The organism is Lentzea chajnantorensis (assembly GCF_054300775.1).
Genome location: NZ_JBSDZT010000002.1, coordinates 5,927,417 through 5,940,045, shown reverse-complemented (window position 1 = coordinate 5,940,045; position 12,629 = coordinate 5,927,417). Strand labels below are relative to the sequence as shown.

The following is a 12,629-nucleotide window of genomic DNA, read 5'->3' as shown; positions in this document are numbered from 1 at the left end:
GTCGGGCGCTCGGCTGGGGTGTCCCAGTCGAGCGCTTTGCGTGGGCGGTGGTCCGGTTGTGCGGCATGACTTCCGGCAGACCTGCAAGAACCGCCATCACATGTGTCTTCGATGCGACCGCGGTGATGCGCCGCCGCCGCAGGCAGGCTCGGTCGGCTTTGGAGGAGTGGGCCTTGTCCGCGGCCACCGCACGGGAACGAGTCCGGAGTTGACCAGCTTGTCCGTCCCAGCCCCCGAGGAGAAGCTGCCTGCGCACGGACGGCTGCGGGTTCCGAGCCCCACTTCGGCACGAAGGTGGTCTGCTCCTCGGCGACAACGACGCCGTCGAACCCGCCGGTGGACGTTCCGGAACCACCGGGCATGTGCAAGCGTGGTCGTGCCCAGCCCAGGTCGCATGTCGGCTGCGGTGGACCGGAACACGTGACGAATCCCGTGTTGTCAGGTGGCCCGCTGTTACCGCTGAGCCTTTTCCACCTTGTTTCCGCTGGTGGTGAAGTGCGACGAGCGAGGCTGCCGCACGCGGGCTCAAGTCGGTGGTGGTCAGGGTGATCTGACAACGTTGTCATCCGCCTGTAACTGCAACCAACTCAGTGTGGTGGCGCACTGAGAGCGTTTCCGCACCGCTGACGACGCGCAGCGCTTTCGCGACAGCGCCCCGACCTGCCAAAGCAGGTTGGAAAAGGCTCGCTTCTCCCGCGATCATGACTTCCTGCGTTCAGATGAACACGGGATCAGTCCCGGGTTTGCGTGTTGGAGTTCCCCTTCCAGAGTGGACCTGCTGACTGCGCCGCCGAACACCGGACTGCCGGGTTCGAGCAGTCGTCCTGCTGCGAGAGCGCCCACCGGCACTGGGTCGAACCCGATGCCCGCCAGGAGCTCCGCCACCAGCACGAGAGCGGCCGGGTCGTCGCCGGCGCCGCCGCGTGCGCGGTCGGCGGGTGGCCAGTGGTTCATCGCGTCCACGACGACCTTGCCCGCGAACGGCGCCGGGTCGAGCTCGCCGAACCGGTGCCACGGGATCGCGAGGACCACGAGCCCGGCGTCCGCCGTGGTGCGCGGCCGTGCTCCCGGTGCGAGGAAGTCGACGATCATCTCGATCCGCGCGGGGTCACCCGAGCCTGCGACGGCCACCTCGTGACCGGCCGCGAGAGCGAGCCGCGCGATGACCGGGCCGACGTGGCCCGCGCCGAGGACGGCGACCTTCATGTTCCCTCACCCGACCTGCTTGGTTGATGTGTCATCCATCCCGAAAAGGACCGTGGTCCGTTATTCCGGCGGGGGAGGGTGTGGCGGGCGCTCGGGGGTCGCGGTACGCGCCGGACGTCGCCGTGGACGTCCGTGACCGACCGGTCCGCTCGCATGTGCGGACTGCGTGGAGATAGTCCACGGACGGGGGTGTTTGGATCGCGACCAGAATGGTGAGGTGAATGCGGCAGCAGCATGTATCCGCAGCTCAACGCCCGGTTCCGGGTCATTGTCGAATCCCGAGAGGGAAGGCTATCCTAATTGCCGTTCGAATTGCGGGCCGTGGTGAGCGGTGGCATCGTCCGAATCACCGGACCACATTCCCACCACGGATCACAGGAGCGGACATGACCACCCTCGAGAACCCGGCGATGCCCGCCGTCCACGAGTGCACCGTGAGCGGCTGCTCCTACAACCACGACGGCTGCCACGCCTTCGCGATCACCGTGCGCGGTGACAACGGGGCGGCCGACTGCGGCACGTTCATCCCGCTGAGCACCAAGGGCGGCCTGGACAAGGTGATGGCCCAGGTGGGCGCCTGCACCCGGACCGACTGCGTGCACAACGCGTCGCTGGAGTGCACCGCGCAGAGCGTGCGGGTCGGGCAGGGCGAAGGCGACCACATGGCCAACTGCCTGACCTACCAGCCGCGTTGAGCTCGTAGCGCTCGAACAGCACCGCGGTCACGCATCCGGCGTGGCCGCGGTGCCGTCGTTCAAGCAGGGGCAGACGGCGTGCCGCGCACCGCCGCTAGTGCTCCAGGCCGAGGGCCAGCGTCAGCTCCAGCACCCGCTGCGGTGACCCGAGGTCCGGGAACAGGTCCCGCAGCTGCTGCATCCGGTACCGCACCGTCTGCGGGTGCACGAACAACGCCGTCGCCACCTCTTCCCGCCGCCCCTGGTGGAGCAGCCACGCCCGCAACGTCTCCTCCAGCCGGCGCGCCGAGTTCTCCGGCAACGCGCGCAAGGGGGCCAACGCGCGTGCGCGCAGGTCGGCGTACGCGTCGGCATCGGCGGTCAGTACCAGTTCGACCAAGTGCTGCTCGGTGTCACGGATGTCCGCGGACACCGCACGCGCGCGCAACGCCCGTGCGTACGAGGCTGACGCACGCACCCAAGGTCGCGCGGGACCGACAACGGCACTGCGGTCGGTCAGCTGGCGCAACAGGTGCGCGCGGTCGGCGTCGGGCACCAGCAGGACGCCGGTCGCGTCCGGCAGGTCGTCCAGCACCAGCGTGCCGGGGTCGAGCGCGCGGAACGCCGGGCGGGCCTGCGCGGCGGGCAGCAGCACCACGGTCACCGTCGTGGGCGGTGGCCAGCCGGCCCTGTTCGCCGAGGCCAGCAGCGCCTCGGCGCCCGCGCCGGTCAGCAGGTCGCGGGCGAGCTGCTCCAGGTGCCGCTCGTGGGCCATGCCGCGTGCGGCCAGCTCGTCGGCGTGACCGGCGGCCGACGCGGCGGACAGCTCGTCGATGTAGGCGAAGGTCAGCTCCGCGAACTTCGCCACCTCCTCGGCGGGCAGGCCGGCCGCCACGGCGCCTTCGGCGAGCCCGCGCCAGGCCACGCGCGCACCGACGCGGTAGGCGCTGAGCAGGGCGTCCATCGAACGGCCGTCGCGGACCTCGCCGCGGCCGAGCTCGTAGGCCGCGTCGCTCGCGTCCCCACCGGTGGCCACGCCACCCGCGAGGTCCAGGTAATGTCCGAGCGCCGTGCGCACCGCACGCCGTATCGTGCCGCCCATCCGGCCCGACAGGGCACCGGCGTAGCTCGGCACCTCGTCGATGATGGCCTGCACCACCTCGTCGGCCGTGGTCTTCAGGGCCGCCCGCAGCGCGGTGACCGTCGTCTCGTCCAGGGCCAATTCGGTGGCCCGCCGCATTGCCTGAGTCACGATTTGTTCCCTGCGAACAATCTGGTCGAGCAAATTCACGTCCTGCGGACAGGACTTTACGCCCTGTGGCGCATCAAGCTGGAGTCATGACGAGTGCCGCCCTACGCAGCAGGGCGTGGAAACTGCTTGAGCTGGTCACGACGCCACTGCTGCCGTCCGACTACCTCGACCTGGTGAGCCCGCTGCGCGCGGGCGCTGACCTGCGTGGTCGCATCGAGGCCGTCCACCCCGAGACGGGGGACGCCGCGACCATCGTGATCAGGCCGGGCAGAGGCTGGCGCGGTCACGTCGCCGGCCAGTACATCCGCGTCGGTGTCGACGTCGACGGCGTGCGCCTGTGGCGCGCGTACTCGGTGACGTCACCGACGAACCGCGCCGACGGCCGCATCACGATCACCGTCAAGGCCATCCCGGACGGCAAGGTGAGCAACCACCTGGTCCGCAAGGCCAAGCCGGGCATGGTGATCCACCTCGACCAGGCCACCGGCGAGTTCGTGCTGCCCGCCGCGAAGCCCGCCAAGGTCCTCTACCTCACCGCCGGCAGCGGCATCACGCCCGCGATGGGCATGCTGCGCGACACCCGGCTCGACGACGTGGTGATGATCCACTCCGCGCCACGCGAAGAGGACGTCATCTTCCGCAACGACCTGCACGACCTCGTCGCCGACAAGGCGCTGCGGCTGCTGGAGCTGCACACCGACACCCACGGCATGCTCGACGTCGCCCGGCTCGAGGACCTCGTGCCCGACTGGGCCGAGCGCGAGACCTGGGCCTGCGGTCCCGCGGGCCTGCTCGACGCCGCCGAGGCGCACTGGGCCCGGCACGGCATCCCCGAGCGCCTGCACACCGAGCGGTTCCGCCCGACCGTCGTCGTCGCCGGCGAGGGTGGCGAGGTCACGTTCGGCACCACGGGCAAGACCGTCGAGGCCGACGGCGCCACCCCGCTGCTGGACGTCGGCGAGAGCGCCGGCGTGCTGATGCCCTCCGGGTGCCGCATGGGCATCTGCTTCGGCTGCGTCACGCCGCTCAAGTCCGGTGCCGTCCGCGACCTGCGCACCGGCGAGATCACCGAGGCAGAGCCGGGCGTGCTCGTGCAGACCTGCGTGTCCGCTGCCGCGGGTCCGTGCGAGCTCGAACGCTGATCCGCACCCCACCACAGACATCCTTCCCCCGCGAAGCGGCCCACCTCCAGCCGCCGAACCCCTCGAAAGCGAGCTCCATGACCGCCATCGACCCCACCGCCCACCTCACCGACGAGCAGATCGAGGAGCTCGGCCGCGAGCTCGACGCCATCCGCGACGAGGTGATCGCGAGCCGCGGTGAGAAGGACGCCGCCTACATCCGCAAGGTCATCTCGGTGCAGCGCAAGCTGGAGCTGACCAGCCGCGGCATCCTGCTGTTCTCGATCTTCCCGCCCGCGTGGCTCATCGGCACCGCCGGCCTGTCCGTGGCGAAGATCCTGGAGAACATGGAGATCGGTCACAACGTCCTGCACGGGCAGTGGGACTGGATGCGCGACCCGAAGATCCACTCCACCACCTGGGAGTGGGACCACGTCTCGCCGGCCGACCAGTGGAAGCACTCGCACAACGAGCTGCACCACACGTACACCAACGTGATCGGCAAGGACAACGACCTCGGCTACGGCATCATGCGCGTCGACGAGGACCAGAAGTGGCACCCGATGCACCTGGGCCAGCCGCTGTGGAACTTCATCAACGCCTGCTTCTTCGAGTACGGCATCGCCGCCTACGACCTGGAGCTCGGCAAGAACCTGCACAAGCGCCGCCGCAACAACCCCGAGTTCCGCGCCCGCGCCAAGGCGGTCGGCCGCAAGATCCGCAAGCAGGTGCTCAAGGACTACGTGATCCACCCGCTGCTGTCGGGTCCGTCGTTCCTCACCACGCTCGCCGCGACGTTCACCGCGAACCTGGTCCGCAACCTGTGGTCGCACTCGGTGATCATGTGCGGTCACTTCCCCGAGGGCGTGCAGGTCTTCGAGCGCCGCTCGATCAGGGGCGAGACCCGCGGCCAGTGGTACCTGCGCCAGATGATGGGCTCGGCGAACATCAGCGGCAGCAAGGCCATGCACATCATGACCGGCAACCTGTCGCACCAGATCGAGCACCACCTGTTCCCGGACCTGCCGAGCAACCGGTACGCCGAGGTCGCGGTCAAGGTGAAGGCCCTGTTCGAGAAGTACGAGCTGGACTACGTCAGCGGACCGCTGCCCAAGCAGGTGTTCTCCGCGTGGCACAAGGTCTTCCGGCTCTCGCTGCCGAACAAGAAGGTCAAGCAGACGACGAAGAAGTCCGAGAAGGAACTGGTCGCCGCCTGAGCACCTGGCCAAAAGCTTTGTCCGCCCCTCGTTGCTGCTCAGGCGTCTGCAAGTACGACTTGGGGCGTCAAAGGCACGACAGCTGGCAACCTGCTCAGAAGGTGCCGTGTCTTCCGGCGCCGTCCGTGAACCGGGCGGCGCCGGCTACACCCTCACGGGCCACGACCGGCACACCGGCCGCGCCTTCCGCGCGCAACGCCTCCGCGAGCGGCAGGTCGAGCCCCGCGTAGGTGGACGCCCGGTCCGCGAGCACGCACTCGAACGGGAACCCGGCGATCTGCTCGGCCAGCTCCAGCGCCGCCGCGACCGCCTGACCGGGTTCGACGACCCGGTTGGCCAGTCCCATCGCGAGCGCCTCGTCGGCGGCGACCGGGCGGCCGGTGAGGATCAGGTCCAGCGCCCGGCCCAGGCCGACGACCCTGGGCAGCCGGACCGTGCCGCCGTCGATCAGCGGCACGCCCCAGCGCCGGCAGAACACCCCGAACACCGCGTCGCTCTCCACGACCCGCAGGTCCGCGAGCAGCGCCAGCTCCAGTCCGCCCGCCACGGCGTGCCCGCTGACGGCCGCGATCAGCGGCTTGCTCAGCCGCAACCGGGTCGGCCCCATCGGACCGCCACCGCCGCCCGCGGGGTCGAGCTCGTTGCGCCGCGCGGGATCGCCGACCGACGTCAGGTCCGCGCCCGCGCAGAACGTGCCGCCCGCACCGGCCAGCACCGCCACCCGTTGCGCGGGGTCGGCCTCGAACGCCCGGAACGCCTCCAGCAGCTGCGCGGCCATCGGGCCGTCGACCGCGTTGCGCCGGTCCGGGCGGTCCAGCCAGATCAGCGTGGTGGTGCCGGACACCTCGACGCGGACGTCCTCCACGAACCCTCCCTCAGCGCGGAACGGACTGGGTGAAGGCGAACACCCCGTCCGGGTCGTACCTGCGCGCGACGTCCCGCAACCGGGCCAGGTTGTCGCCGTAGTACGCCTCGGCCCATCGTGGCAGCTGCGGGTCGATGTAGTTGACGTAACCGGAGTCGCCGACCAGCTCGCCGAGCCCGTCGCGCACCTGGCCCATCGCCTGCGCGGTCGCGGTGGCGTCGGTCGGCGGTGTCTTGAAGTAGACCTGCGCGCAGGCCAGCGCGGTGCGGTGGGGGAACGCGGTGGCGGCCGGCGCGACATCGGACACCGCGCCTCCCAGGCCGTCGAAGATCAGGTACGACTCGCTGGACTGGCCGTTCATCAGCGCCACGGCCCGCGCGGGGTCGCTGATCGGCTTCTGCACGATCCGCGACGACGCCACGAACGACTCGTGCTGGATCCCGGTGCCCGCGAAGTACTGCGTGGCCTCGGGGTAGCTCTGCGGCTGGACGAACCGGGACGCGGGCGCGGGCAGCGCCGCCAGCAGCGAGGTCAGCTCGCCGGGGGTGCCGACGAAGCAGCCGCCGACCCGGCAGGTCGGCTCGGCGGCACCGCGCACCACGACGTTGGACCACAGCTCGTTCGGCGCCTGCGCGATCCAGCCCTGCCACGCGCCGAGCACGTCGGCGACACCGGCGTTGTACTGCAACGAGAAGACGGTGACCTGCGGCGCGGGCACCGTGCCGAACACGAGCTCGGTGACGATCGCGAAGTTCCCGCCGCCACCGCCGCGCAACGCCCAGAACAGGTCTGGCTCCTGCTCGGCCGAGGCGGTGACGACCCGGCCGTCGGCGGTGACCGCCGTGGCCGAGACCAGGTGGTCGCAGGTCAGCCCGTACTTGCGGGCGAGGACGCCGATCCCGCCGCCGAGCGTGAGACCGGCGACGCCGACGGTCGGGCACGTGCCGGTGGGCAGGCACCGGCCGGACGCGGCGAGCACCCGCGCCACCTCGCCGAGCTGGGCGCCGGCCCCGACGCGGACCCGGTCACCGGGCAGCACCTCCACCGCGGCGAGCTCGCGCAGGTCGACCTGCAGGCCGTCCTCCGGCGAGGAGTAACCCGCGTAGCTGTGGCCACCGCCGCGGGCGGCGATCGGCACCCGCCGCCGGGCCGCCTCGACGCACGCCCGCACGTCGTCGGCCGACGCACAGCGCGCGACGGCGGCGGGGGTGCGCTGGTTCCACACCGGGTTGAAACCCTGGTAGGTGAACCCCTCCTGGCCGGGCAGCAGCAGCTGACCGGACAGCCGCGCCCGCAGCGCCGCCCAGTCCGGCGGTCCACTCGGAACGGACGAACTGGACGGTGCGGCCGCTGCCGGCGTCGGGGTCGAGGTCGGCGTCGGGGGAGGGGCGCCGGTGCAGGCGGCCAGCGCGGTGGCGGCGCCCGTCAGCCCGGCGGCCAGGAGGAAGCTGCGTCGATCGACTGCCACGCGGCCATCGTGGCACGACGTGATCATCACGGCATGTCGTGATCACCCGTGGCGTTCGGCGAGCGGGTGTCGTCTACTTGTGCCCATGGCAATCGTCTCTCCTGGCTTCTCCGGGCGGCGCCGGTCCTCCGACGTGCAGCTCCCGCCAGGGCAGTACCTGGCAGAGGACTTCCCGGTCCTCACCGCGGGCCCGACGCCGCGGGTGCCGACCGACCGGTGGGAGCTGACCATCAGCACCGAGGCCGGGCACAGGCACGTCTGGTCGTGGCAGCAGCTGATGGAGCTGCCGGCCGAGAAGATCACGACGGACATCCACTGCGTCACCAAGTGGTCGAAGCTCGGCACGCGGTGGAAGGGCGTCTCGCTCGACGTGCTGCTGGAGGAGGTCGAGACGGCGGCGGACTTCGCGCTCGTCCAGTCCTACGGCGGCTACACGACGAACCTGCCGCTGGAGGACCTGCTCGACGGGCAGGCCTGGATCGCCTACCGCTACGACGGCGACGAGATCACGCCCGAGCACGGCGGTCCGGCCCGGTTGCTGGTGCCGCACCTGTACTTCTGGAAGTCGGCGAAGTGGGTCCGCGGGATCCAGTTGCTGCTGGAGGACGAACCGGGGTTCTGGGAAACCGCCGGTTATCACGACTACGGAGATCCATGGCGCGAACAGCGGTATCAGGGCGACTGACCTGGCGGGTGGCCTCGGTCGCCGAGAACAGGGCCATCACCGCGAGCGCGCGCAGCCTCGTGCTCGACGTGCCGGACTGGCCGGGTCACCTGGCCGGCCAGCACGTCGACGTGCGGCTGACCGCCGAGGACGGCTACTCGGTGCAGCGCAGCTACTCCATCGCCTCCGCACCCGACGGCGACCGGGTCGAGCTGGCCGTGCAGCGGGTGGCCGACGGCGAGGTCTCGCCGTACCTGTGCGACGTGCTCTCCCCAGGCGACCAGGTGGAGCTGCGCGGTCCGGTGGGCGGCTGGTTCGTCTGGCGCGCGACCGATCCGGCGCCGGTGCTGCTCGTCGCGGGCGGCTCCGGCATCGCGCCGCTGATGGCGATGGTCCGCGCACGGGCCGAGCAGGGCAGCCGCGTGCCGTTCCGGCTGGTGTACTCGGTGCGCACGCCCGAGGACGTGTACTTCGCCGACGAGCTGCGCCGGCGTGCCCGCGAGGACGCCGGTCTGGACGTGCACCTCGTGCACACGCGATGGGCCCCGGACGGCGCGCCGGAACCGAAGCGGATCGGCGTGGCCACGTTGAACACGCACGGCTGGCCACCGGACTTCACCCCGAACTGCTTCGTGTGCGGGCCCACCGGCTTCGTCGAGACGGTGGCCGACATCCTGGTGGCACTGGGCCACGACCCCCGACGTGTGCGCACCGAGCGCTTCGGCTGACAGGAGACCACCGATGAGCGACGACCACGTCGACGGCAACGCGCTCGCGGGCGACCTGCGGGAGATCTTCGCCGTGGACCTGACCGCGGCGACCGGCCGGTGCGCCGGCTGCGGCCACCGGGGCTCGGTGGCGGCGCTGCGGGTCTACCGCAACGCGCCGGGCCTGGTGGCGCGCTGCCCCGAGTGCGAGGAGGTCGTGCTGCGGCTGGTGCGCGGGCCGGACCGGGCGTGGCTGGACCTGCGCGGCACGGTGAGCCTGGAGATCCCGCTGGGCTCGTGACCCGCGGCTTCGGCCGGGGCCTGCGGCCGGCCTGTGACTGCGGCTTCGGCCGTGACCCGTGGCTCAGCCCGGAGGTGCCCCGGCCTTGTCGCGGGACGCGTGGCTTAGGCGCGTGACCGGTTCGCGACGACCGCGGCGAGGCCGAGGAACGCCGCGAACATCCCGTACGCGAGCACGAGGTCGCCGGCCGACACGAGGGCACCGCCGACGGCACGGCCGAGCAGACCGCCGAACGCCTCGGCGGTGATCACCGCGGTGGCCAGCTCGGTCGCGCCGAACCGCGCACCGGTCGTGCACCGCAGGTACAGGCCGGGGTAGGCCAGGCCGACCCCGGCGCCACCCAGCGTCCACGCCACCACAGCCGTGGTGAAGACCGGTGCTCCCACCGCGAGCACGCCCACCCCCGCGGCGGTGAGCGCGAGGCCGAGTGCCGGGGGTGGCTCCCGCCCGGCGCGGCGCAGCCGGGGCACGGTCAGGCTGGTCAACGCCCACGCCAGCGGAGCCGCGCTGAGGACCACGGCCGCGCGCGCCGTCGTCGTGCCGTAGCCGTCGGTCAGCAGGATGGTGACCAGGCTGTCCGCGCCGAAGTAGCCGACCGCGAACAACGTCATCGCCACCAGCGCCGCCGGTGCGCCCCGGCGTGCGCGCAGCGTGCCCGCGGGCATGATCGACGCGACACCGGCCAGGGCGACCGCGATGCCGGCGGCCCCGAGCCACCACCGGTCGCCGAACACGACCACGCCCACCCCGAGCGGGACGAGCAGGGTGCGCCACAGCGGCCGGTCCGCGCCGCGGTCGACCGGGCCGGACGCCGCCCGCAGGACCAGCACCCGCCCGGCGACCACGACCGGTACCGGCGCGAGCAACGTCCACCGCCACCCGACCAGGTGCTCCAGCGCGAGGGTGGCCGCCGGCCCGGCGAGCGCGGGCAGGACCCACATCGCCGACGACGCCGCGATCACCCGCACCCGCCACTGGTCGTCGAGGTGCTGGATGGCGGCGCTGATGCCGAACACCGCCAGCAGCCCGCTCGCGCACCCGGCGACGAACTGCCCCGCCGCGAACACCCAGGCCGACATCGCGGTCGCCGCCGTCGCGGTGCCGGCGAGGTAGGCGAGCACGCCGATGGCGAGCGTGCCGCGCGCGCCCGTCAGGCCGAGGACGCGGGTGGCCAGCGGCAGCGCCACGAACAGGCCCAGCGTGGCACCCGAGATCAGCAGCTCCACCGAGGTGCGCGCGTCGAGGTCGCGCACGACCGCCGGCAGCAGCGTGGAGGACACGAAGGTCGCCACGGCGGCCGCGAACTCCAGCGAGACGATGCCGATGGCCAGCGTCAGCGCAGGCGTCCGTGGCGTCGTCACGTGCAGAGCTCGCGGTCCAGCGCGTTGACCTGCACCCACACCCCGTCCGGATCGCGCACCCGCAGCGACCGCCCGTGGCTCTCGTCCAGCACCGGCCCCGGCGCGAACCCCGCCAGCCGCAGCCGCCGCGCCACGTCCTCCAGCGGCTCGTCGGTCTCGAACGCCAGCTCGCACGTTCCCGCCGCGACGTCCTTCGCGTCGTGCAGCGCGACCATCCCGGAGGCGGCCGGCAGCTCGACCCAGGCGCCCGGCCGGGACTCCGCACCCGGTCGCAGGCCCGGTGCCAGGTAGAAGCGCCGTGCCGCGGCGACGTCCGCCGTGTAGCGGATGGGCACCACTCTCATCGCCGTCCTCCCTCGTCCAGCTGGCGCAGGTAGCTCTCCAGCGCCTGCTCCACGAACGCCGACAGCGACACGTCCGCGTCGACCGAGGCGTGCTTGACCCGTCTCACCAGTGCGGCGGGGAGGTAGATGTTGAACTGCTGCTTCTCTCCGGCCATGGCTACTATGCTAGCAAACTAGCTCCTCCGGTGTCGCTCGTCGCCTCTTTCTGTCCACATTGGACTGTCTCAACGCGACACATCCTCTGCGGCTGAAGAAGACCTGGGGGTCCGTCACAGGTTTGGGACCGGCGATCTGCGGGCAACCGCGCTTTGCGCTAGGTTCGAAATCGGGTTCAGCATGCAGCCCTTTGCGTACGGTCTATTCCGTTCGGAAAGGATGGCTTCACGCCATGAGGATTGCGATGCTCACCGTCCAGGACGCGCCTGGCTGGCGCGAGGTGCACGTCACCGGGTTGTCCGGGGCGTTGACCGCGCTGGGGCACGACGTGACCGTCCACCACCAGCCGCCCGACCTGCCGGAGACCCAGCTGGGCCGGTACGTCGACGAGCTGCGGTCCGAATGGGAGAGCGCACGGCCCGAGGTCGTGCACGCGCACTTCTGGCGCCCTGGTCTGGCGGCCGTGCTGGCCGCACAACCCTCCGGTGTGCCCGTCGTCCAGTCCTTCCACGGCCTCGGCGGCGGTCGCGATCAGCGCGCCGGAGTCGAACGGCTGGTGGGCAGGGAGGCGGCGCTGGTCGTCGCTACCTGCGAGCAGGAGATGCTCGACCTGGCCGCCGCGGGAATTCCACGCCGGCGGATCGCGCTCGCGTCCCGCGGTGTCGACGTCGGCCTGTTCGAGTCGCACGGCACCACCGCGGAACGATCGGAGCTGCAGCGGATCGTCACCGTCGCGGACCCGCTGGCGGACAACGGGCTGACCGACCTGGTCACGGCGTTGCCGCGGCTGCCGCGGGTCGAGCTGGTGATCGCGGGTGCGCTGTCGGCAGGGGAGGCCGACCGGGTGCGGCGGTGGGCGCACCGGCTGGGAGTCGAGAAGCGGGTACAGCTGGCCGGGCCGGTCGGCCGCGCGGAGCTGCCCGCGTTGTTGCGGTCGGCGGACGTCGTGGCGTGCGTGCCGGCGCAGGCGACGTGGGACGCGCTGCCGTTGGAGGCGATGGCCTGCGGTGTGCCCGTGGTGGCGACCGCGGTCGGCGGGCTCACCGATGCCGTGATCGACGGCGTCACCGGCGTCCTGGTGCCACCGCACGACGTGAAGCAGCTGGTCAGAAAGCTGCGGATGGTCCTGGACGACGAGACGTTCCGCATCACCTGCGGCATCGCCGGTGTGGACCGGGTCCACGCCCGCCACACCTGGCCGGACGCCGCACGCGGCGTCGAACGGCTCTACCGGCAACTGCTCGCCACTCCCGTGCCGAGCCGCCGCTGACCTCGCAGCGGGGGTGACCCGCC

The 12,629-nt window shown here is 71.7% G+C and carries 14 protein-coding genes; 7 read left to right on the top strand and 7 right to left on the bottom strand.

From position 1 onward, the window contains the following. Positions 1 to 699: 699 nt before the first annotated feature. The gene (locus ACVDFE_RS29120) at positions 700 to 1,206 is read right to left on the bottom strand and encodes an NADPH-dependent F420 reductase (protein WP_458432654.1); all 507 of its coding nucleotides are present in this window, start codon (positions 1,204 to 1,206) and stop codon (positions 700 to 702) included. Positions 1,207 to 1,592: 386 nt separating this feature from the next. On the opposite strand from ACVDFE_RS29120, the gene ACVDFE_RS29115 reads away from it, so the two are divergent. Next, positions 1,593 to 1,901, top strand: coding sequence for a DUF1540 domain-containing protein (locus tag ACVDFE_RS29115; protein WP_360384459.1), 309 nt, complete (start codon positions 1,593 to 1,595; stop codon positions 1,899 to 1,901). A 94-nt stretch (positions 1,902 to 1,995) separates the two neighbouring features. Here ACVDFE_RS29115 and ACVDFE_RS29110 read toward each other — a convergent pair whose 3' ends face one another. Continuing rightward, entirely contained in the window at positions 1,996 to 3,132 is a 1,137-nt protein-coding gene (locus ACVDFE_RS29110) for a PucR family transcriptional regulator (protein WP_360384457.1), read from the bottom strand. 86 nt (positions 3,133 to 3,218) lie between these two features. On the opposite strand from ACVDFE_RS29110, the gene ACVDFE_RS29105 reads away from it, so the two are divergent. Next, the gene (locus tag ACVDFE_RS29105; RefSeq protein ID WP_360384455.1) at positions 3,219 to 4,274 is read left to right on the top strand and encodes a ferredoxin reductase; all 1,056 of its coding nucleotides are present in this window, start codon (positions 3,219 to 3,221) and stop codon (positions 4,272 to 4,274) included. A 77-nt stretch (positions 4,275 to 4,351) separates the two neighbouring features. Next, complete coding sequence (locus tag ACVDFE_RS29100) at positions 4,352 to 5,470, top strand: fatty acid desaturase family protein (RefSeq protein ID WP_360384453.1); 1,119 nt, start codon at positions 4,352 to 4,354, stop codon at positions 5,468 to 5,470. A gap of 94 nt (positions 5,471 to 5,564) precedes the next feature. Here the strand turns inward: ACVDFE_RS29100 and ACVDFE_RS29095 are convergent, their stop codons facing one another. Together ACVDFE_RS29095 and ACVDFE_RS29090 are read right to left on the bottom strand one after the other, a co-directional pair. Then, positions 5,565 to 6,335: a crotonase/enoyl-CoA hydratase family protein gene (locus ACVDFE_RS29095; RefSeq protein WP_458432653.1), complete on the bottom strand. Its 771-nt coding sequence runs from the start codon at positions 6,333 to 6,335 to the stop codon at positions 5,565 to 5,567. A 10-nt stretch (positions 6,336 to 6,345) separates the two neighbouring features. Continuing rightward, positions 6,346 to 7,803 carry an FAD-binding oxidoreductase gene (locus ACVDFE_RS29090; RefSeq protein ID WP_458432652.1) on the bottom strand — a complete coding sequence of 486 codons (1,458 nt, stop codon included), beginning with the start codon at positions 7,801 to 7,803 and terminating at the stop codon, positions 6,346 to 6,348. 85 nt (positions 7,804 to 7,888) lie between these two features. Between ACVDFE_RS29090 and ACVDFE_RS29085 the strand changes: the two genes are divergently transcribed. The 3 genes from ACVDFE_RS29085 to ACVDFE_RS29075 are packed head-to-tail and all read left to right on the top strand — an operon-like array spanning position 7,889 to position 9,475. Next, positions 7,889 to 8,488, top strand: coding sequence for a sulfite oxidase-like oxidoreductase (locus ACVDFE_RS29085; RefSeq protein WP_360384447.1), 600 nt, complete (start codon positions 7,889 to 7,891; stop codon positions 8,486 to 8,488). Beyond that, on the top strand, positions 8,458 to 9,195 hold the full coding sequence (locus tag ACVDFE_RS29080) for a ferredoxin reductase (protein WP_458432651.1): 738 nt from the start codon (positions 8,458 to 8,460) through the stop codon (positions 9,193 to 9,195). The genes ACVDFE_RS29085 and ACVDFE_RS29080 overlap by 31 nt, the downstream gene beginning before the upstream one ends. 13 nt (positions 9,196 to 9,208) lie before the next feature. Continuing rightward, a complete protein-coding gene (locus ACVDFE_RS29075) occupies positions 9,209 to 9,475 on the top strand; it encodes a DUF6510 family protein (RefSeq protein WP_360384443.1) in 267 nt (88 codons plus the stop codon). Positions 9,476 to 9,579: 104 nt separating this feature from the next. Here ACVDFE_RS29075 and ACVDFE_RS29070 read toward each other — a convergent pair whose 3' ends face one another. From ACVDFE_RS29070 to ACVDFE_RS29060, 3 genes are read right to left on the bottom strand one after another with little or no spacing between them, the layout of a single operon-like run. After that, positions 9,580 to 10,836, bottom strand: a complete 1,257-nt coding sequence (locus tag ACVDFE_RS29070; protein WP_458432650.1) for an MFS transporter — start codon at positions 10,834 to 10,836, stop codon at positions 9,580 to 9,582. Continuing rightward, on the bottom strand, positions 10,833 to 11,180 hold the full coding sequence (locus tag ACVDFE_RS29065; protein ID WP_458432646.1) for a VOC family protein: 348 nt from the start codon (positions 11,178 to 11,180) through the stop codon (positions 10,833 to 10,835). The genes ACVDFE_RS29070 and ACVDFE_RS29065 overlap by 4 nt, the downstream gene beginning before the upstream one ends. Next, positions 11,177 to 11,335: a ribbon-helix-helix domain-containing protein gene (locus ACVDFE_RS29060; protein WP_458432645.1), complete on the bottom strand. Its 159-nt coding sequence runs from the start codon at positions 11,333 to 11,335 to the stop codon at positions 11,177 to 11,179. The genes ACVDFE_RS29065 and ACVDFE_RS29060 overlap by 4 nt, the downstream gene beginning before the upstream one ends. A gap of 233 nt (positions 11,336 to 11,568) precedes the next feature. Between ACVDFE_RS29060 and ACVDFE_RS29055 the strand changes: the two genes are divergently transcribed. After that, the gene (locus tag ACVDFE_RS29055) at positions 11,569 to 12,606 is read left to right on the top strand and encodes a glycosyltransferase (RefSeq protein ID WP_458432643.1); all 1,038 of its coding nucleotides are present in this window, start codon (positions 11,569 to 11,571) and stop codon (positions 12,604 to 12,606) included. Positions 12,607 to 12,629 lie beyond the last annotated feature (23 nt).

Coding starts and splice junctions, on each gene's coding strand:
- ACVDFE_RS29120 (WP_458432654.1), bottom strand. CDS start 1,206: ATGAAGGTCGCCGTCCTCGGCGCGGGCCACGTCGGCCCGGTCATCGCG.
- ACVDFE_RS29115 (WP_360384459.1), top strand. CDS start 1,593: ATGACCACCCTCGAGAACCCGGCGATGCCCGCCGTCCACGAGTGCACC.
- ACVDFE_RS29105 (WP_360384455.1), top strand. CDS start 3,219: ATGACGAGTGCCGCCCTACGCAGCAGGGCGTGGAAACTGCTTGAGCTG.
- ACVDFE_RS29100 (WP_360384453.1), top strand. CDS start 4,352: ATGACCGCCATCGACCCCACCGCCCACCTCACCGACGAGCAGATCGAG.
- ACVDFE_RS29085 (WP_360384447.1), top strand. CDS start 7,889: ATGGCAATCGTCTCTCCTGGCTTCTCCGGGCGGCGCCGGTCCTCCGAC.
- ACVDFE_RS29080 (WP_458432651.1), top strand. CDS start 8,458: ATGGCGCGAACAGCGGTATCAGGGCGACTGACCTGGCGGGTGGCCTCG.
- ACVDFE_RS29075 (WP_360384443.1), top strand. CDS start 9,209: ATGAGCGACGACCACGTCGACGGCAACGCGCTCGCGGGCGACCTGCGG.
- ACVDFE_RS29065 (WP_458432646.1), bottom strand. CDS start 11,180: ATGAGAGTGGTGCCCATCCGCTACACGGCGGACGTCGCCGCGGCACGG.
- ACVDFE_RS29060 (WP_458432645.1), bottom strand. CDS start 11,335: ATGGCCGGAGAGAAGCAGCAGTTCAACATCTACCTCCCCGCCGCACTG.
- ACVDFE_RS29055 (WP_458432643.1), top strand. CDS start 11,569: ATGAGGATTGCGATGCTCACCGTCCAGGACGCGCCTGGCTGGCGCGAG.